At 49.7% G+C, this 18,513-nt stretch carries 16 protein-coding genes and 5 tRNA genes; 15 read left to right on the top strand and 6 right to left on the bottom strand.

Translation table 11 applies throughout. The annotated features are described in order from the left end of the window. Positions 1 to 7: 7 nt before the first annotated feature. The 4 genes from I2G42_RS13875 (at position 8) to pepT (ending at position 3,284) form a co-directional block, all read left to right on the top strand. Positions 8 to 883, top strand: a complete 876-nt coding sequence (locus I2G42_RS13875; protein ID WP_055217680.1) for an ABC transporter permease — start codon at positions 8 to 10, stop codon at positions 881 to 883. Positions 884 to 900: 17 nt separating this feature from the next. Next, the gene (locus I2G42_RS13870; RefSeq protein ID WP_117802460.1) at positions 901 to 1,659 is read left to right on the top strand and encodes an arginase family protein; all 759 of its coding nucleotides are present in this window, start codon (positions 901 to 903) and stop codon (positions 1,657 to 1,659) included. 79 nt (positions 1,660 to 1,738) lie between these two features. Then, complete coding sequence (locus I2G42_RS13865; RefSeq protein ID WP_022463104.1) at positions 1,739 to 2,050, top strand: metal-sensing transcriptional repressor; 312 nt, start codon at positions 1,739 to 1,741, stop codon at positions 2,048 to 2,050. A gap of 16 nt (positions 2,051 to 2,066) precedes the next feature. Next, a complete protein-coding gene (gene pepT, locus I2G42_RS13860) occupies positions 2,067 to 3,284 on the top strand; it encodes a peptidase T (protein WP_195531181.1) in 1,218 nt (405 codons plus the stop codon). 123 nt (positions 3,285 to 3,407) lie between these two features. Here the strand turns inward: pepT and I2G42_RS13855 are convergent. The 4 genes from I2G42_RS13855 to I2G42_RS13840 form a co-directional block, all read right to left on the bottom strand. Further along, positions 3,408 to 3,479 (bottom strand) — tRNA-Glu (locus tag I2G42_RS13855). A gap of 53 nt (positions 3,480 to 3,532) precedes the next feature. Further along, positions 3,533 to 3,604 (bottom strand) — tRNA-Glu (locus I2G42_RS13850). Between the two features lie 52 nt (positions 3,605 to 3,656). Continuing rightward, positions 3,657 to 3,728, bottom strand: a tRNA-Glu gene (locus I2G42_RS13845). A gap of 52 nt (positions 3,729 to 3,780) precedes the next feature. Continuing rightward, a tRNA-Glu gene (locus I2G42_RS13840) sits at positions 3,781 to 3,852 on the bottom strand. Between the two features lie 205 nt (positions 3,853 to 4,057). On the opposite strand from I2G42_RS13840, the gene I2G42_RS13835 reads away from it, so the two are divergent. The 3 genes from I2G42_RS13835 (at position 4,058) to I2G42_RS13825 (ending at position 9,041) form a co-directional block, all read left to right on the top strand. Then, positions 4,058 to 4,720, top strand: coding sequence for an HAD family hydrolase (locus tag I2G42_RS13835; RefSeq protein WP_195531180.1), 663 nt, complete (start codon positions 4,058 to 4,060; stop codon positions 4,718 to 4,720). Positions 4,721 to 4,841: 121 nt separating this feature from the next. After that, positions 4,842 to 6,767: a DNA gyrase/topoisomerase IV subunit B gene (locus I2G42_RS13830; RefSeq protein ID WP_117805360.1), complete on the top strand. Its 1,926-nt coding sequence runs from the start codon at positions 4,842 to 4,844 to the stop codon at positions 6,765 to 6,767. An 18-nt stretch (positions 6,768 to 6,785) separates the two neighbouring features. Continuing rightward, positions 6,786 to 9,041: a DNA gyrase/topoisomerase IV subunit A gene (locus tag I2G42_RS13825; protein ID WP_195531179.1), complete on the top strand. Its 2,256-nt coding sequence runs from the start codon at positions 6,786 to 6,788 to the stop codon at positions 9,039 to 9,041. Between the two features lie 125 nt (positions 9,042 to 9,166). Here the strand turns inward: I2G42_RS13825 and I2G42_RS13820 are convergent, their stop codons facing one another. Continuing rightward, positions 9,167 to 10,567, bottom strand: a complete 1,401-nt coding sequence (locus I2G42_RS13820; protein ID WP_195531178.1) for a citrate/2-methylcitrate synthase — start codon at positions 10,565 to 10,567, stop codon at positions 9,167 to 9,169. A 311-nt stretch (positions 10,568 to 10,878) separates the two neighbouring features. Between I2G42_RS13820 and I2G42_RS13815 the strand changes: the two genes are divergently transcribed. Beyond that, a tRNA-Thr gene (locus tag I2G42_RS13815) sits at positions 10,879 to 10,951 on the top strand. A gap of 192 nt (positions 10,952 to 11,143) precedes the next feature. Here I2G42_RS13815 and I2G42_RS13810 read toward each other — a convergent pair. After that, complete coding sequence (locus I2G42_RS13810; protein ID WP_117812835.1) at positions 11,144 to 11,791, bottom strand: epoxyqueuosine reductase QueH; 648 nt, start codon at positions 11,789 to 11,791, stop codon at positions 11,144 to 11,146. Between the two features lie 110 nt (positions 11,792 to 11,901). On the opposite strand from I2G42_RS13810, the gene I2G42_RS13805 reads away from it, so the two are divergent. From I2G42_RS13805 to asd, 7 genes are all read left to right on the top strand, one after another. Beyond that, the gene (locus I2G42_RS13805; RefSeq protein ID WP_195531177.1) at positions 11,902 to 12,672 is read left to right on the top strand and encodes an ABC transporter ATP-binding protein; all 771 of its coding nucleotides are present in this window, start codon (positions 11,902 to 11,904) and stop codon (positions 12,670 to 12,672) included. Next, entirely contained in the window at positions 12,665 to 13,510 is an 846-nt protein-coding gene (locus I2G42_RS13800; protein ID WP_118720520.1) for an ABC transporter permease, read from the top strand. Before I2G42_RS13805 ends, I2G42_RS13800 begins: the two co-directional genes overlap by 8 nt. Then, positions 13,407 to 13,823 carry a ribonuclease Z gene (locus tag I2G42_RS13795; protein WP_195531187.1) on the top strand — a complete coding sequence of 139 codons (417 nt, stop codon included), beginning with the start codon at positions 13,407 to 13,409 and terminating at the stop codon, positions 13,821 to 13,823. Before I2G42_RS13800 ends, I2G42_RS13795 begins: the two co-directional genes overlap by 104 nt. After that, a complete protein-coding gene (locus I2G42_RS13790; protein WP_195531176.1) occupies positions 13,820 to 14,758 on the top strand; it encodes a DNA/RNA non-specific endonuclease in 939 nt (312 codons plus the stop codon). The genes I2G42_RS13795 and I2G42_RS13790 overlap by 4 nt, the downstream gene beginning before the upstream one ends. Positions 14,759 to 14,830: 72 nt before the next feature. Continuing rightward, a complete protein-coding gene (locus I2G42_RS13785; protein ID WP_195531175.1) occupies positions 14,831 to 15,724 on the top strand; it encodes a recombinase family protein in 894 nt (297 codons plus the stop codon). A 193-nt stretch (positions 15,725 to 15,917) separates the two neighbouring features. Continuing rightward, complete coding sequence (gene argH / locus I2G42_RS13780; protein ID WP_118741550.1) at positions 15,918 to 17,297, top strand: argininosuccinate lyase; 1,380 nt, start codon at positions 15,918 to 15,920, stop codon at positions 17,295 to 17,297. Positions 17,298 to 17,384: 87 nt separating this feature from the next. Further along, a complete protein-coding gene (gene asd / locus I2G42_RS13775; RefSeq protein WP_022463016.1) occupies positions 17,385 to 18,470 on the top strand; it encodes an aspartate-semialdehyde dehydrogenase in 1,086 nt (361 codons plus the stop codon). Positions 18,471 to 18,513 lie beyond the last annotated feature (43 nt).

Raw genomic sequence — 18,513 nt, 5'->3', positions numbered from 1 at the left:
ACGAAACGTGCGGTTAAATCCTGTATTTGAAAAAGAAATGAAGCGGAACTCGCGGTCATCGCGGATTTCCTGGATTATTTTTGTCTGCAATCTGCTGCTTGCCGTGGTTGCGTTTGTCTGCTATTTCGGGGAGAGCAGCCAGCTTGGCTATCTGGCACCGGTCAGTTACAGCGTTCCGATGAACTGCTATATTCTGATGACGTATCTTCTGTTTATTCTCGTCGTCCTTTCAGTTCCGGCGGTTGCGGGAGGAAGCATTTCGCTGGAGCGTGAGAAAAAAACGCTGGATGTGCTGCTGACGACGAACCTGAACCCGTGGAGAATCATTACGGGAAAGCTGGAGGCATCGCTTGGCGTTGTTCTGATACTGACGGTTTCGGCACTGCCGGTGCTGTCCCTTGTTGTGGTGTTCGGCGGTATCGGCCTTGGCGGACTGCTTCTGATGGCGGGAGGCCTTCTTCTGACCGGAATTTTTGTCGGCAGTATCGGCATTTTCTGTTCGGTTGTTTTTAAGCGGACCACACTGGCGACCGTTCTTTCCTATGTCATTGTCGTTTTTCTGGTCGTAGGAATATGCGCCTGCACGGGGCTTGCCTACTACGCAGGACTGCTGCAGCAGGAGATGACGGCAGCTTATCAGCAGATCGATGTAGGAGGTGTAATTTACCTTCTTCTTTTCAATCCGTTTACCTCGTTTGCGGGGATCATCAGCCGCCAGCTTGGGAATGGAAGAGAGATGGAACAGCTCTGCTATCTGCTTGGAAATTACGGACAGAATCCGCTGATCCATTATCTGCCGGAGGCGAGTGCCGTTCTGCAGCTTCTGATATCAGCCGTTCTTCTTGTGACGGCGGGAAGAAAGCTGAATCCATTAAATAAATAACAGGAGTAAAAGAGAAGATGAAACCATTTTGTTTTAGCCTTTCCGGAATTTATGAGTCCGAAGGATATGCCTGGGAGCAGGCGGGAAAGATCTGGGATCTGAGAGAGCTCCGGGGAACTGACGGTTATCTCGATCCAGAGACGGAGCAGTTTCTGGAAGCGGAACTTGGCCGAAAAAAAGAAACGAAAGAGCTGCCGCGGATCCGCCTTCTGGATTCCGGCAATTATCACTATATGAGCAAATTGCTGCTGGGACTTGAAAAAGAAGATTTGTTTTTAGCCGTATTCGACCACCATACCGATATGCAGCCGCCGGCGCTTCTTCCGGTGCTCTCCTGCGGTTCCTGGATCCGGGATGCTGCCGGGGCGTATCAAAACATCAAAGGAATCTGTGTGATCGGCCCGCCGGAGGCGTCGGTGCGGGAAACAGAAGCGATGGAGCATGTCTGGTTTGTGACACAGGAAGAGCTCGACGACGGAAGCGGAGCGGCGAAGATCAAAGAGGTTTTTGCATCCCATGCGGGAACATTTCCGGTATATCTGTCGGTCGATAAGGACATTCTGTCAAAGGAGGAGCTTGATACGAACTGGGATCAGGGAAATGTGCGTGTGGATGAGCTGCTGTCCCTTGCAAAGGACTGTCTTGCGGGGAGAAAGGTGCTCGCGGTCGATCTCTGCGGAGAGCCGTCGGCGAACGCGCCGGAGGCGGAGTGCAGCGCGGCAAGTCTGGTAAACCAGAAGCTGTACGGCGCGCTTGCGGCAAAAATCGAAGATTGACAAAGCCTGGGCAAAAGAGTATCATAAATTTATACCCAGACGGGGTATATAGAGTGACGGAACACAAGGAGGAAACCTCATGGGTGAATGTTGTACACACTGCAGTGAATGCGACCGGAAAAAAGTGCGGGACGAAAAAGAATACAAAGATCTGATCCACCGTCTTTCGAGAATTGAAGGCCAGGTGCGCGGAATACGGGAAATGGTGGAGAGCGACCGCTACTGCGTCGATATCCTGACCCAGGTATCCGCGATCCAGTCTGCATTAAACAGCTTCAACAAGGTACTGCTTTCCAGCCACATCAAATCCTGCGTTGTGGAGGATATCCGGCAGGGAAAAGAAGGCGCCGTGGATGAGCTCTGCAAAACCATCCAGAAGCTGATGAAATAAGAAGGAGAAGAAGAAAATGAAAGCATATGAAAGATTACTGAATTATGTTAAAGTGCCGACACCGAGCAATGAGAAGAGCGGAACCCATCCGTCTTCCGAGTGTCAGAGAGTCCTGGCAGACCAGCTTGCAGAAGAAATGAAAGCGCTCGGCGTATCGGATGTCCGTGTAGAGGATAAATGCTACGTCTATGGAAAAATTCCGGCAACAAAAGGATACGAAGGAAAGACAAAACTGGGATTTATCGCACACATGGATACGGTATCTGATTTTGCAGATCATGCGGTAAATCCGATCGTACATGAAAATTATGACGGAAAGGATCTGAAGCTGGCTGACAGCGGAAGAACACTGGAAGTTTCAGTATTCCCGCATCTTCCATCCCTGGCCGGAAGAACGCTGATCACAAGCGATGGAACAACGGTGCTCGGTGCAGATGACAAGGCGGGCGTGGCAGAGATTATGACACTGGCAGAAGCCCTTCTTGCCGGAGAAATCCCGCACGGTCCGATTTCCATCGGATTTACACCGGATGAGGAGATCGGTGAAGGCCCTGACTTTTTTGATGTTCCAGGCTTTGACGCAGAGTTTGCCTATACCGTGGACGGCGGCACAGAGGGAGAAATCGAATTCGAAAACTTCAATGCAGCCGGAGCGAAATTCACGGTGACCGGATTTAACATCCACCCAGGCGGAGCAAAAGACACGATGATCAATGCAATCGCTGTTGCAAGCGAGATCCAGTCTCTTCTGCCGGAAGCAGAGTCCCCGAGAAATACCGAAGGATATGAAGGCTTCTATCATCTGACCAGTATGTCCGGCGATGTGGCACATGCCGAGTCCGAGTACATCATCCGTGATCACGATGCAGAGAAATTTGCAGCAAAAGAAGAGAATCTGCGCCGGATTGAAAAAGCAATGAATGAAAAATACGGCGAGGGAACGGTAAAACTGGAGATCAAAGAGCAGTACCGCAACATGGCTGAGAAGATCCGTCCTTGCTACCATCTGATTGAGAATGCCGAAGAGGCAGCCAGAAGAGCCGGCATAGAGCCGATCGTTCTTCCGATCCGCGGCGGCACAGATGGCGCACGCTTAAGCTTCATGGGTCTGCCGTGCCCGAACATCGGAACCGGCGGATATGCATGCCATGGACCGTATGAGCACATTACTGTTGAGGGGATGGAAAAGACGATGGCAATGCTGAAAGAACTGGTTAAGATCTACGCAGAATAAAAGAGTTGTCAGAAAAAAGGAAAAGTCCGGCAGAAAACTGCCGGGCTTTTTTGCTGGCGTTTATGATAGGAAGAAAAAAATCAGCACAGCAAAAAACGGAGCCATGCAGGCTCCGATTAAAAGCAGTTCGTAGGGGAATCGAACCCCTGTTTTCGCCGTGAGAGGGCGACGTCTTAGCCTCTTGACCAACGAACCATATGATATAGAACAGAATTTTTAAAAGAGAAGGAACTCTGTGAAACCTTCAACAGTTCGTAGGGGAATCGAACCCCTGTTTTCGCCGTGAGAGGGCGACGTCTTAGCCTCTTGACCAACGAACCGTATGATATAGAACAGAATTTTTAAAGAGAAGGGATTCTGCAAAACCTTCAGCAGTTCGTAGGGGAATCGAACCCCTGTTTTCGCCGTGAGAGGGCGACGTCTTAGCCTCTTGACCAACGAACCGTATGATATAGAACAGAATTTTTAAAGAGAAGGGATTCTGCAAAACCTTCAGCAGTTCGTAGGGGAATCGAACCCCTGTTTTCGCCGTGAGAGGGCGACGTCTTAGCCTCTTGACCAACGAACCGTACTCGCTTATAATACACGATGTCTGGAGAAAATGCAAGTGTTTTTTTGAAAAAAATTTAAAAAATTTCAAAAAGTAGCGAAATTCGCATTTTACTTGCATTTTTTGCCAGTTATGGTATGATAAAACAAACAAATGTTCTAAAAAAACAGAAATACGTTCTAAAAAGAAAGAAAAAAGATTAGAATAGAGAAGGAGAAGACAAATGAAACAGTACAAAGGAGCCATTTTTGATCTGGACGGAACACTGCTCGACTCGATGCGGGTCTGGGATGACATCGATGTTGCATTTTTAAAGAAGAGAGGACTTGAGGTTCCGCCGGATTATCAGGAAGCGATTACACCGCTCGGCTTTCTGGAGGCTGCTCGCTACACGATCAGACGGTTCGGCTTTCCGGAAACGCCGGAAGAGCTGATTCAGGAGTGGCATCAGATGGCGGTCGACGCCTATACGTATGAAGTGGAGTTAAAAGACGGGGCAGCAGAATATCTCCGCTATTTAAAAGAAAAAGGAATCCGCATGGCGGTTGCTACCTCATCGAGCCCGGAGCTGTATGAGCCGGCCTTAAAGAGAAATGGGATTTATGGGTATTTTAAAGCATTTGTCACCGTCTCGGAAGTAAAGCGCGGCAAGGGCTTTCCGGATATCTACGAGAAAGCGGCTGAAAAGCTGTCTCTTCCGCCGGAAACGTGTGTGGTATATGAAGATATCCTAACGGGAATCCGCGGCGCCAAAATGGGCGGATTTGCGGCTGTGGGCGTGTATGACAGAAGCGGGGAAGGAAACCGCGCAAAGATGGAGCAGGAAGCAGACCGCTACGTGACTTCTTTTAAGGAGCTGATGAACGGAGGAGATTCTTTCTTCTAAAGAAAATCTTGCTATTCCGGGAAGAAAAATGATATAATAAAATACTGTGCCCCAAAATGGGACAGACAGAAGTATTTTTAAGAGAAAAAGACAGTAACACATAAGTGAGGATAGAACAGTTATGCCAAAAAAAGAAACGTATGATGCCAGCAGTATTTCCGTGCTGGAAGGTCTCGAAGCAGTGCGTAAGCGCCCTGGTATGTATATCGGAAGTACCTCGCGGAAAGGCCTGAATCATCTGATTTATGAAATTGTAGACAATGCGGTGGACGAGCATCTTGCGGGCTACTGCGACACCATTCACGTAACACTTGAAGCAGACGGCTCGGCGACCGTGACTGACAACGGCCGCGGAATCCCGGTCGGCATGCATGAAAAAGGCGTTCCGGCGGAGCGTCTCGTTTTTACAACCCTGCACGCCGGCGGTAAATTCGACAACAATGCGTACAAGACAAGCGGCGGTCTGCACGGTGTCGGTTCTTCGGTTGTCAATGCGCTTTCCACCTATCTTGACGTACAGGTCAGCCTAGGCGGCTGGGTTTACCACGACCGCTACGAACGAGGTGTTGCCGTACAGGAACTCGATGAGGATGGGCTGCTGCCGAAGATCGGAAAAACGAAGAACAGCGGAACCCGCATCAACTTCCTGCCGGATCCGGAAATCTTTGAGAAAACACGTTTTTCCGCAACAGAGGTCAAAAGCCGTCTCCATGAGACTGCATATCTGAACCCGGCGCTTACCATTTATTTTTCCGATCTGCGCGATGGAAAAGAGGAGCACCTGACGTATCACGAGCCGGACGGCATTGTTGGTTTTGTGCGCGATCTGAATAAGAACAAAGAGGCAATCCACGATCCGATTTATTTCAAAGGGGAATCTGAGGGCATTACCGTGGAATGTGCGTTCCAGTATATCAACGAATTCCAGGAAAACGTGCTCGGCTTCTGTAATAATATCTACAACGCTGAGGGCGGTACCCATATTTCCGGTTTCAAGTCGACCTTTACGACGATTATGAACAGCTATGCCAGAGAGATCGGTGTCTTAAAAGAAAAAGACAATAACTTTACGGGATCGGATATCCGAAATGGTATGACCGCTGTTATTTCGATCAAGCACCCGGATCCGCGGTTCGAGGGCCAGACAAAAACGAAGCTGGACAACCCGGATGCGGCAAAGGCCGCCGGAAAAGTAACGGGCGAGGAGATTCCGCTGTATTTCGACCGCAATCTCGAAGTGCTGAAAAATGTTCTTGCCTGCGCTGAGCGATCTGCCAAAATCCGCAGAAGCGAAGAAAAAGCCAAGACGAATATGCTGACCAAGCAGAAATATTCGTTTGATACGAACGGAAAACTGGCAAACTGCGAGAAAAAGGATCCGTCGCTGTGCGAGATCTTTATCGTCGAGGGAGATTCTGCGGGCGGTTCCGCAAAGACGGCGCGTGACCGTAATTTCCAGGCGATTCTGCCGATCCGCGGTAAGATTCTGAACGTAGAGAAGGCTTCTATTGATAAAGTTCTGGCAAATGCCGAGATCAAATCCATGATCAATGCATTCGGCTGCGGCTTTTCCGAGGGTTACGGCAACGACTTCGATATCACAAAGCTCCGTTACGATAAAATTATCATCATGGCAGATGCCGATGTCGACGGTGCGCATATTTCAACGCTGCTGCTGACATTGTTCTACCGTTTCATGCCGGAGCTGATCTACGAGGGACATGTCTATATCGCGATGCCGCCTCTTTACAAGGCAATGCCGTCCCGCGGAAAAGAAGAGTATCTGTACGACGACAAAGCACTGGAAAAATACAGAAAGACACACAAAGAAAAATTTACGCTGCAGCGCTACAAAGGTCTTGGCGAGATGGACCCGGAGCAGCTCTGGGAGACGACGCTGAATCCGGAGACGAGACTTTTGAAGCGTGTGGAGATCGAGGATGCCCGTATGGCCTCCGATGTGACGGAAGTACTGATGGGAACCGAGGTTCCGCCGCGGAAAGCATTTATTTATGAGCATGCAACCGATGCAGAGCTGGATATTTAACAGGAAGGACAAAGGAAGATGAGAGAAAAATCAGAAGATCAGATTATACGGACCGAATATTCTGAGGTTATGCAGAAATCTTATATTGATTATGCGATGAGCGTCATCATTTCCCGAGCGCTTCCGGACGTGCGGGACGGTTTAAAGCCGGTACAGCGCCGTACTCTGTATGACATGTATGAGCTCGGCATCCAGTACGACAAGCCGTTCCGAAAGTGCGCGCGTATCGTCGGCGATACGATGGGTAAATACCATCCGCACGGCGACAGTTCCATTTACGATGCTCTTGTCGTAATGGCACAGGATTTCAAAAAAGGGCAGCCGCTTGTGGACGGTCACGGAAACTTCGGATCGATTGAGGGTGACGGTGCCGCTGCAATGCGATACACCGAGGCGAGACTGCAGAAAATTACACAGGAGGTCTATTTAAAGGATCTCGACAAAGACGTTGTCGATTTCGTACCGAACTTCGACGAGACGGAAAAAGAGCCGTCTGTTCTGCCGGTGCGCGTGCCGAACCTTCTGTTGAATGGCGCAGACGGTATCGCTGTCGGTATGGCAACAAGCATTCCGCCGCACAACCTGTGTGAGATTGTGGATGCGGTCAAGGCCTACATGAAAAACAATGACATCACCGTCAAAGGTCTGATGAAATACATCAAAGGACCGGATTTCCCGACCGGCGGTATTGTCGTCAATCAGGATGACCTGCTGTCGATCTACGAAAAAGGTGTCGGAAAGATTAAAATCCGCGGAAAGGTGGAAGTGGAGAAAGGCAGAAACGGAAAGCAGTATCTTGTGATCACCGAAATTCCGTACCCGATGATCGGTGCGAACATCGGAAAGTTCCTGAACGATGTGGCGGGGCTTGTGGAGAGCAAGAAAGCGCCGGAAATTGTCGACATTTCCAACCAGTCCTCGAAAGAAGGAACACGCATCGTGCTCGAACTGAAAAAAGGCGCGGATGTGGAGCGGATCACGAATCTGCTGTACAAGAAAACACGTCTGGAAGATACGTTCGGTGTCAACATGCTCGCCGTGGCAGATGGAAGACCGGAGACGTTAAGCCTTAAACAGGTGATCGAGTATCACGTTGATTTCCAGTTTGAAGTGGCAACCCGCAAATACCAGAACCTTCTCCGCAAAGAGATGGAGCGCCGCGAGGTGCAGGAAGGTCTGATCAAGGCATGCGATGTGATCGATCTGATCATTGAGATCCTGCGCGGAAGCAAGACACAGAAGCAGGTCAAAGAGTGTCTGATTATGGGTGTGACCGATGGTATCCGCTTCAAATCAAAGTCAAGTGAGCGTATGGCAGCACAGCTCTGCTTTACGGAACGCCAGGCAACGGCGATTCTGGAGATGCGTCTGCAGAAACTGATCGGACTGGAAATGGAAGCACTCTTAAAAGATCATGAGGCGACTGTGGCGAAGATTACGAAATACGAGGATATCTTAAATCATTACGACTCGATGTCGGAAGTTATTATGGAAGATCTGACGCAGATTAAAAAAGAGTATGGCCACAAGCGGAAAACGGCGATTGAGAATGCTGAGGCGATTGTTCTTGAGGAGCCGAAGGTCGAGGAGATGGATGTTGTCTTCCTGATGGACCGCTTCGGTTATGCGAAGACGATCGATACGTCTGCTTACGAGCGGAACAAAGAGGCTGTGCACAACGAGAACAAATATGTGTTCCAGTGCAAAAACACCGATAAGATCTGCGTTTTTACGGATCTTGGCATGATGCACAGCATCAAAGTAATGGACATCCCGTATGGAAGATTCCGTGACAAGGGAACGCCGATCGACAACCTTGGAAATTACAGCAGCCAGAAGGAGCAGATGATTTACGTCGATGCACTGGAAAATATCAAGAACAATAAGCTGCTGTTCGTCAGCGCGGCCGGTATGGTAAAACTTGTCGATGGATCCGAGTTTGATGTCGTAAAACGAACGATCGCGGCGACGAAGCTTTCATCCGAGGAGGATCGTCTGATTCTTGCCGAGGTCTGCCAGGAGCAGGAGTATGTGGTTCTGCAGACGAAAAACGGTGTCTTTCTGCGCTTCCTTACGAGTGAAGTGCCGGAGAAGAAAAAAGCAGCCGTTGGTGTGCGTGGTATCCGTATGGCAGAGGACGACGCGGTAGAGCATGCGTATCTGCTGGCAAGCCGGATGGATTACACGATCACGTATCACGACAAAGAGATTTCTCTGACAGCGAAGATTAAGCTGGCAAAACGAGACACCAAGGGAACAAAGATCCGGGTATAACGCAGAGTTTTGTTTATAACCATGAGAAGCACGCTCCGCGGGTTTTTCGAGAGATCACTTGGCAATAAAAGGACACCTGCCCGATACCAGAACGGTACGGGCAGGTGTCCTTTTTGCATAATTTTTTAGTTATTTGAAAAACTGTGGGAAGTCTTTCTTGGGGTTCTTCTTTCAATGGCAACGTACGGACGATGATGACCGACATATTTATAAGCCGGACGGATGATCTTTCCTTCGTTGACAAGCTCTTCGATCCGGTGTGCGGACCAGCCGGAGATACGGGAGATAGCAAAGATCGGGGTGTAGAGCTCTTTTGGAAGGCCAAGCATTGTGTAGACGAAACCGCTGTAGAAATCAACATTTGCACAGACTGGTTTGAGCAGACGGCGCTTTTTGGCGATACACTCGCCGGCAATGCGTTCTACAGACTCATAGAGAGCAAATTCTTTCTCGCGGTGCTTCTCAGCGGAAAGCTTCTTTGCATATTCTTTCAGAATCACACAACGTGGATCGGACAGGGTATAAACAGCATGGCCCATACCGTAGACAAGACCAGTTCCATCGAATGCTTCACGATCAAGCATTTTGGTCAGGTAGGTGCGCAGTTCGTTTTCGTCTTCCCAGTTTGTAACATTCTCTTCAATATTTTCAAACATCTCCATAACCTTCAAGTTGGCACCGCCGTGGCGCGGTCCTTTTAAGGAACTTAAAGAAGCCGCAACAGCAGAGTAGGTATCGGTTCCGGAGGAGGAGACAACGTGTGTCGTAAATGTTGAGTTATTTCCGCCGCCGTGGTCTGCGTGAAGAATTAACGCAACATCGAGAACCTTTGCCTCCAGAGCAGTGTAATCTCCATCCGGGTGAAGCATCTGCAGAATGTTTTCAGCCATCGACAGCTCCGGTTTCGGATTTCGGATAATCAGGTTCTGGTTTTCGTGGTAGTGGCGGTATGCATGGTAGCCGTAAACGGCGATCAGCGGCATTTTGGCGATCAGACTCAAAGCCTGGCGGAGGACGTTCGGAATGGAAATGTCATCTGGCTTTTCGTCGTAGGAATACAGGGTCAGCACACAGCGCTGCAGAGTATTCATCATGTTTTTGCTGGTTGCCTTCATGACAACGTCGCGGACAAAAGTGTCCGGCAGCTCGCGGTAGATACTTAAAATTTCGTTGAAATCATTTAACTGCGGTTCTGTCGGAAGAGAACCGAACAGAAGAAGATAGGTAATCTCTTCAAAACCGAAGCGTCGTCCTTCCATACCTTTGATCAGATCTGCGACGTTATAGCCCTGAAAATAGAGACGGCCATCGGTCGGAACTTTTTCGCCGGTGCGCTCATCAATATCGAAGCCGATAACATCGGAAATTTCGGTCAGGCCGGTGAGAACACCTTTACCAGTGGAATCACGCAGTCCCCGTTTTACATCGTACTCAGTGTATAAAGATAAATCAATCTTTCCGGAATCTTTCGTATACTCTACAAGCTGACTGAGCTTGTCTTCCAGATTATCGTATTGCATGGTCATGACAACAGCCCCTTTCTTCCTTTAGTTAAAAACTATACTTACTTTTTTGGCGGTTGTCAATGCTTTTCTTTCAAAATACATTAATTTTTATAAGGAAAAGGGATGGTTTTCCTTGATTTTTGAAAGTAAGGACAAAGTTTATGCATAAAATTTGCGCCAGGGAGGTGAAAACAACAGGGATGGAAACGGCGGGAAATCAGTGGGGCGGAACAAATTTTAGAAAAAGATTCATAAATTTCAAAAAAATGCTTGCAATTTCAAAAAAATACGGTATAATAATGATTGTGTCATTCAGGAAATGAATTTCACAGGCCGAAATAGCTCAGCCGGTAGAGCACTTCACTCGTAATGAAGGGGTCGTCAGTTCGAATCTGATTTTCGGCTTATTCTTTAGAAACCCGCAGGACGTAAGGTTCTGCGGGTTTTCTGGTATCATGAGAAATATGACAGAAATACGAACGCCCTTTGCAGGAAAAAGATCTGCTGCAAAGGGCGTTTGCTGTTACAAGTTTCAGGAAAATCAGTTCGTACAGCATATCCTGACGGAGCTTTTGGCCAGGCACTTCAAAGAGCACATCAGCTGTTGCCATTTTCCTGTGCTGCCACCCGTGCGTCGCGTTCCCGGCGGGAAAAGACGCAGCCGCAGTAGTCCTGGCGGTAGAGGCCGTATTCATGGGAAAGTTCGATGGAACGCTGGTAGCCGCCCCGTTTCTTGAAATCTGAATTGAGATATGGGATCCCGTATTCGGCGGCAAGCCGTTCTCCGATTTCATTCAGCTTTTCCGCGTTTTTCAGCGGGCTGATGGAGAGGGTTGTTGTAAAATAGTCGAGTTTGAGCTGCTTTGCCATTTCGGCCGCTTCGCGGAGCCGTATTTCATAGCAGACAAAACAGCGCTCGCCGCCCTCCGGCACATTTTCCATCCCGCGTGTCAGCTCATAGAACCGGTCAGAATCGTACGGGCCGGGGCAGAAGGAAATCGGATGCACGGCGGGAAGAGAATGGATCAGACGCTGTTGTTCCTCCACGCGGTGCTCGTACTCCGTCGGCGGATAGATGTTGGGATTATAGTAAAAGAGCGTAATGGAAAAATACTGCGACAGATATTCCAGCACGTAACTGCTGCACGGCGCACAGCAGCTGTGCAGCAGCAAGGTCGGAACTTCACCGTGAAGTCCTGCAATCTTCGCATCCAGCTCCTTCTGGTAATTTCTTTTATTGGCCATAATGTATCTTCAAACCTCCTGGTATCTTTCAATCCTTTCTATTATAGCCTCAGCGCGGCTGGGATGCAAGCTGCATATGATATCTTATAGATAGAGGAGGATGCAAAAAAATGGATGATCAAATCCTGTCATTAGAGCATATATCACTGTCCTATCACACCATGAAAGGAGAAACACCGGCGCTGTGCGATCTGACCTTTTCGGTAAACCTGGGGGAATTTGTTGCTCTTGTCGGACCGAGCGGCTGCGGAAAGAGCACGATCCTGAACTTGATTTCCGGTCTTTTAAAGCCGGAGGCGGGAACTCTGCTGAGCCGCGGACGGCCGATCACGGAGGCGGATCTCCATATCGGCTATATGCTGCAGAGAGACCACCTGTTTGAATGGCGGACCATCTACAGCAACGTTCTGCTGGGCCTTGAGATTTCGCGCACGCTGACACCCGAGCGGAAAGAAAAAGTCGGGGAGATGATGGAGACATACGGCCTGAAATCCTTTTCCAATGCCCGTCCGTCCGAACTTTCCGGCGGTATGCGGCAGAGGGCGGCACTGATCCGTACACTGGCGATGGAGCCGGATCTTCTGCTGCTTGACGAGCCGTTCTCCGCTCTCGACTACCAGACGAGGCTGAACGTCTGTGATGATATCGGAAAGATCATCAAAAAAGAGGGAAAGACAGCAATTCTCGTGACACACGATATTTCGGAGGCCATCAGCATGGCGGACCGTGTGATTGTTCTGGCGGCACGGCCGGCATATGTGAAAAAAAAGATTCCGATCCGGTTTGCGATGGAGGAGCGCACGCCGATGAAAGCGCGCAGTGCGCCGGAATTTAAAACGTATTTCAATGCCATCTGGAAGGAGCTGAATGAAAATGCGTGAGCAGGCAAAAACGCCGGAGAGCAGCTTTCAGAGGGCGTATCTCCGGCAGAAAAAAAGAGAACGGGAGCAGGTGCGGGTGTTTCGGGCTTTGCTTCTCGTAAGTTTTCTGGTATTATGGGAGGTGGCGGCGGATCTGAGATGGATCGATCCGTTTATCTTTTCCAGCCCTGTGCGGGTGGGAAAAACGTTCGTGACCCTGCTGACGGAGCAGAACCTTCTGCGCCATATCGGGATCACGGTGTATGAGACGGGAATCAGCTTTCTGCTCGTCTCGGCACTTGGCATGGCGTTCGCTGTGCTTTTGTGGCTCTTTCCGCGCTTTTCTGCGGTGATGGAGCCGTACCTGGTAGTCCTGAACAGCCTGCCGAAATCGGCGCTCGCCCCGCTTCTCATTGTGTGGATGGGGGCAAACGTGAAAACGATCATCACGGCCGGCATTTCCGTTGCGATATTCGGCTCGGTGATCAGCATTTACAGCAGCTTTCAGGGTGTGGAGCCGGATATGCTCCGCCTGATTGCAACACTCGGCGGAACGAAGAAGGATATGCTGTTCCGCGTCGTGCTGCCGTGGTCGTTTCCGGGGCTGCTCGCCGTGTGGAAGGTCAACATCGGCCTGTGCCTCGTCGGTGTTGTAATCGGAGAGTTTATCGGGGCAAGAGAGGGGCTTGGCTATCTGATTATCTACGGCAGTCAGGTGTTCAGATATGCACACGCAAGAGAAGGGAGGATGACAGATGATTGGAATCGTATGTCTGGAAGAACGAAGAGGAATGCAGTTTGGCGGACGACGCGTTTCGCGGGACCGCGTGGTAACGGAAAAAATCTGCGAACTGTGTGAGGGGAAAACGCTCTGGATGAATCTGGCTTCGGAAAAGCTGTTCGCGGAGCAGAAGGAGAGTGGGAAGGTAACACTTCAGGCGGCGGCAGATTTTCTGGAGCAGGCAGGCGAAGGAGAATACTGCTTTGTGGAGAATACGGGACTGCAGGCTGTGGAAGCGAAGATAGAGAAAATCATCGTTTTCTGGTGGAACCGGCATTATCCGTCTGACCGGAAATTCGACCTGGATCTTTCCAAATGGAATAAAGTGTCCGAGGAGGAGTTTGCAGGCTATTCCCATGAGAAAATAACGAAAGAGGTATATGAGAAATGAAAAAACCAAGAAAACAGCTTCTGCTGCTGGCGGCGCTTCTTGTTCTGATACTGACCGGCTGTGAGGCGCAGGATCTTCTCTCGACGGAGAGAGCAGATTCCGGTTCGGAGGTTACGGCCGCTTATACGATGACGGAATCCCAGATTACTGATCAGGCACCGACGGCTGTTTCAGTTCTTGATGTTCCGGAGTTTTCCGGTGAACCGTATGTCGTTTTAAACGGAAATGAGCCGGATTTTACCGATGAGGAAAAGACGACCGAGTCGTACGAGCATTACAGCAATCTGGACAGCCTGGGACGGTGCGGCGTGGCAGAGGCGAATATCGGCCAGGATCTGATGCCGACGGAGAAGCGCGGCGCGATCGGCCAGGTAAAGCCGACGGGCTGGCATACGGTAAAATACGATCAGGTGGAAGGTAAATATCTGTACAACCGCTGCCATCTGATCGGATACCAGCTGACCGGTGAGAATGCAAACGAGAAGAATCTGATCACTGGAACACGTTATCTGAATGTCGAGGGCATGCTGCCGTTTGAAAACATGGTTGCCGACTACGTCAAAGAGACCGGAAACCATGTGCTGTACCGCGTTACACCAATTTTTACCGGGGACGACCTTGTAGCGGACGGTGTGGAGATGGAGGCACTTTCCATGGAAGATGACGGCGAGGGCATTTCCTTCCATATCTTCGCATACAACAATCAGCCGGGCATCTCGATTAATTATGCAACGGGAGACAGCACGTTAAGCGAAAGCAGCGGAACGATGACGGATCAGCAGGAATATGTCATGAACACATCCAGCATGAAATTCCACCTGCCGTCATGCTCCAGCGTCAGCTCGATTAAGGATGAAAACAAGGCGACATATCAGGGACCGCGCGAGGACCTGATCGCCGAAGGCTATGAGCCGTGCGGACGGTGCAATCCGTAAAAAGAAATTACAAAAAGAGGGTCGGAACTTTCCGGTCCTTTTTTCTATATAGTAAAGAGAAGCATCTGGAAAGTGAGACAGGAGATGGAAGAGGAGAAGCTGCGTGCGGTTTATTATGCAAGGTGCAGCACCGAGGAGGAAAACCAGAAGGATGCGCTGGTAAGGCAGGCGGCGGAGGCGGAAGAGGCAATCCGGGCAAGAGGATGGAGGCTTGTGGATGCCTACGTGGAGAGCCGCTCCGGTACGAGCCGGAAGGGCAGACGGGAATATAACCGCCTGTACGAGGATCTCGAGCAGAACCGGTTTGATGTCGTCGTAATCAAGTCGCAGGACCGCCTGATGCGGAACACGCGGGACTGGTATCTGTTCGCAGACCGCTTAAACTGCGCCGGAAAGCGGCTGTATTTTTATCTGGAGAACACATTCTATTCGCCGGAAGACGCGCTTCTGACCGGCATTAAGGCGATTCTGGCGGAGGAGTACAGCCGGGAGCTGAGCAAGAAGATGAATCTGGCGCACCAGAAACGGCAGCAGAATAATGGAAAGCCGGTGCTGACCTCAAAAAGTTATGGTTACCGGCGGACGGCAGACGGAGCGATTGAGATCATCCCGGAGGAGGCCGCAGTGAAGCGCCGTATGTACGAACTCTGTGCAGACGGTCTCGGCGGACGGAAAATTGCGGCGGTTCTGGCAGCAGAGGGCGTCCGCAGCCGCGCCGGAAAACCATTCTCTGGAACAGACATTATCCGCATGGTGCGGAATCCCATGAATAAAGGCACCGTAGTCATGAACAGGAAGCATTACGATTTTAACACCGGAAAAACGCTCCCTACACCGCCGGGCGGGCAGTACGTCTATGCGGGGAAAATTCCTGCTATCGTCTCTGAAGAGCTCTGGATAGAGGCAAATCGGGCGGCTGACGAGCGTCTCTGCCGCAAAAAGGTGGGCAAATCTGTTCAGACTTGACTGGGTAATCCTGTCCATCCTGATCCTCTGCCTCGTTGCGGCAGGATTGTACGGCATCTTGGGCTGGCTGGAAAAAAACTACACAAAACGCCGAAATTCGGGAAAGTAGGTGATTTGACTTGCAAAGGAAGAGGGGAGTCTTGTATAATAATACATGATAATTTAAAAAACTTACAGGAAAAGAGGAATGAAAATGGCACAGTTATGGGGCGGACGGTTTACAAAAGAGACCGACAAGTTAGTGTATAATTTTAATGCATCCATCAGCTTTGATCAGAAATTCTATAAACAGGACATCAAAGGCAGCATGGCACACGTAAAGATGCTGGCAAAACAGGGCATTCTGACAGAAGACGAAAGAGATCAGATTCTGGAAGGACTGGAAGGCATTCTTGCCGACGTAGAGAGCGGAAAACTGAAAATCACCAGCGAGTATGAGGATATCCACAGCTTCGTGGAGGCAAACCTGATTGACCGCATCGGAGATGCCGGAAAGAAGCTGCACACCGGAAGAAGCCGCAATGACCAGGTAGCCCTCGATATGAAACTTTATGTCCGCGATGAGATCACCGAGATTGATGCACTCGTCAAAGAGGTGCTGGTAACACTCGAAAAAATCATGGAAGAGAACATTCACACCTATATGCCGGGATTCACCCATCTGCAGAAAGCACAGCCGATCACACTGGCACATCACATGGGCGCATATTTTGAAATGTTCCGCCGCGACAGAGGCCGCCTTGCAGACATCTACAAGAGAATGAATTACTGTCCGCTCGGTTCCGGTGCGCTGGCTGGAACGACGTATCCGTTGGACCGCGCTTACACAGCAGAGCTGCTCGGCTTTGACGGCCCGACCTTAAACAGCATGGATTCCGTATCCGACCGTGACTATGTCATTGAGCTCCTCAGTGCTCTTTCTACGATTATGATGCATCTTTCCCGCTTCTCCGAGGAGATCATCATCTGGAATACCAATGAGTATCAGTTTGTGGACATCGACGACGCATACAGCACCGGAAGCAGTATCATGCCGCAGAAAAAGAATCCGGATATCGCAGAGCTTGTTCGAGGAAAAACAGGCCGCGTTTACGCAGCTCTGATGTCAATGCTCACCACTATGAAGGGAATCCCGCTGGCGTACAACAAAGATATGCAGGAGGATAAAGAGCTGACCTTCGATGCCATCGACACCGTAAAAGGATGCCTGGCTCTGTTCAATGGCATGCTTTCTACCATGCGCTTCAAAAAAGACCGCATGGAGAACAGTGCAAAGAACGGTTTCACGAATGCAACGGACGCAGCTGATTACCTTGTTGGAAAAGGCGTTCCGTTCCGCGATGCACATGGCATTGTCGGCCGTCTCGTTCTGTACTGCATTGACAAAGGAATCTCCCTTGATGATATGAAACTCGAAGAGTACAAAGCGATCAGCCCGGTCTTCGAGGATGATATTTATGATGCCATCAGCATGAAGAACTGCGTAGAACGACGCAACACGATCGGTGCGCCGGGAGCAGATGCGATGCAGGCTGTCATCGAGCAGAATAAAAAATATTTACAGGAAAATTGAAAAAACAGTTGCAATTTTGAAAAAATTGGTATAGTATGACATGAGACGCACAAATGTACGCCACAGAAGAACAAGGAGATGAAACCAATGGAGCAGAAATTGAGAGTAGGAATTTTAGGAGCAACCGGTATGGTAGGACAGAGATTTATTTCTCTGCTGGAGAACCATCCGTGGTTTGAAGTTGTGACCCTGGCAGCAAGTCCGAGAAGTGCCGGAAAAACATATGAGGAAGCAGTCGGCGGACGCTGGAAAATGGATACTCCAATGCCGGAAGCAGTGAAAAAGCTCGTTGTGATGAATGTAAATGATGTAGAGCATGTGGCATCTACCGTAGATTTTGTATTTTCCGCTGTTGATATGTCGAAAGATGAGATCAAAGCGATTGAAGAAGCATATGCAAAGACCGAGACACCGGTTGTTTCCAACAACAGCGCACACCGCTGGACACCGGATGTTCCGATGGTAGTTCCGGAAATCAACCCGGAGCACTTCGATGTTATCGAGTTTCAGAAAAAACGTCTGGGAACCAAGAGAGGCTTTATCGCTGTAAAACCGAACTGTTCAATCCAGAGCTATGCACCGGTATTAACGGCATGGAAAGAGTTCGAGCCATATGAAGTGGTTGCAACCACATACCAGGCAATTTCCGGAGCAGGAAAAACCTTCAAAGACTGGCCGGAGATGGAAGGAAACATCATCCCGTTCATCGGCGGAGAAGAAGAGAAGAGCGAGCAGGAGCCGCTTCGTATCTGGGGTAAAATTGAAAACGGCGTGATCGTAAAAGCAACTGAGCCGAAGATCACCTGTCAGTGTATCCGTGTTCCGGTATTAAACGGACACACCGCAGCTGTTTTCGTAAAATTCCGCAAGAAACCGACGAAAGAGCAGCTGATCGAAAAACTGGAGAACTTCAAAGGCCTTCCGCAGGAGCTGAATCTGCCAAGCGCACCGAAACAGTTCATCCGTTACATGACAGAAGATAACCGTCCGCAGGTAACACTGGATGTCAACTACGAGAACGGTATGGGAATCAACGTAGGCCGTTTAAGAGAGGATTCCATCTACGACTGGAAATTCGTAGGTCTGTCCCACAACACGGTCCGCGGCGCAGCAGGCGGAGCAGTACTTTGTGCAGAGACATTGGTTGCAAAGAAGTTTATCGCTGCAAAATAATGCTTAGAATGATATAAAAAACGCCTCTGAAACGTTTTGGGTT

It is taken from the genome of Fusicatenibacter saccharivorans, assembly GCF_015557635.1.
GTDB lineage: Bacteria > Bacillota > Clostridia > Lachnospirales > Lachnospiraceae > Fusicatenibacter > Fusicatenibacter saccharivorans.
The sequence above is the reverse complement of the archived record's forward strand: the minus strand, read 5'-3'. Positions and strand labels throughout refer to the sequence as shown.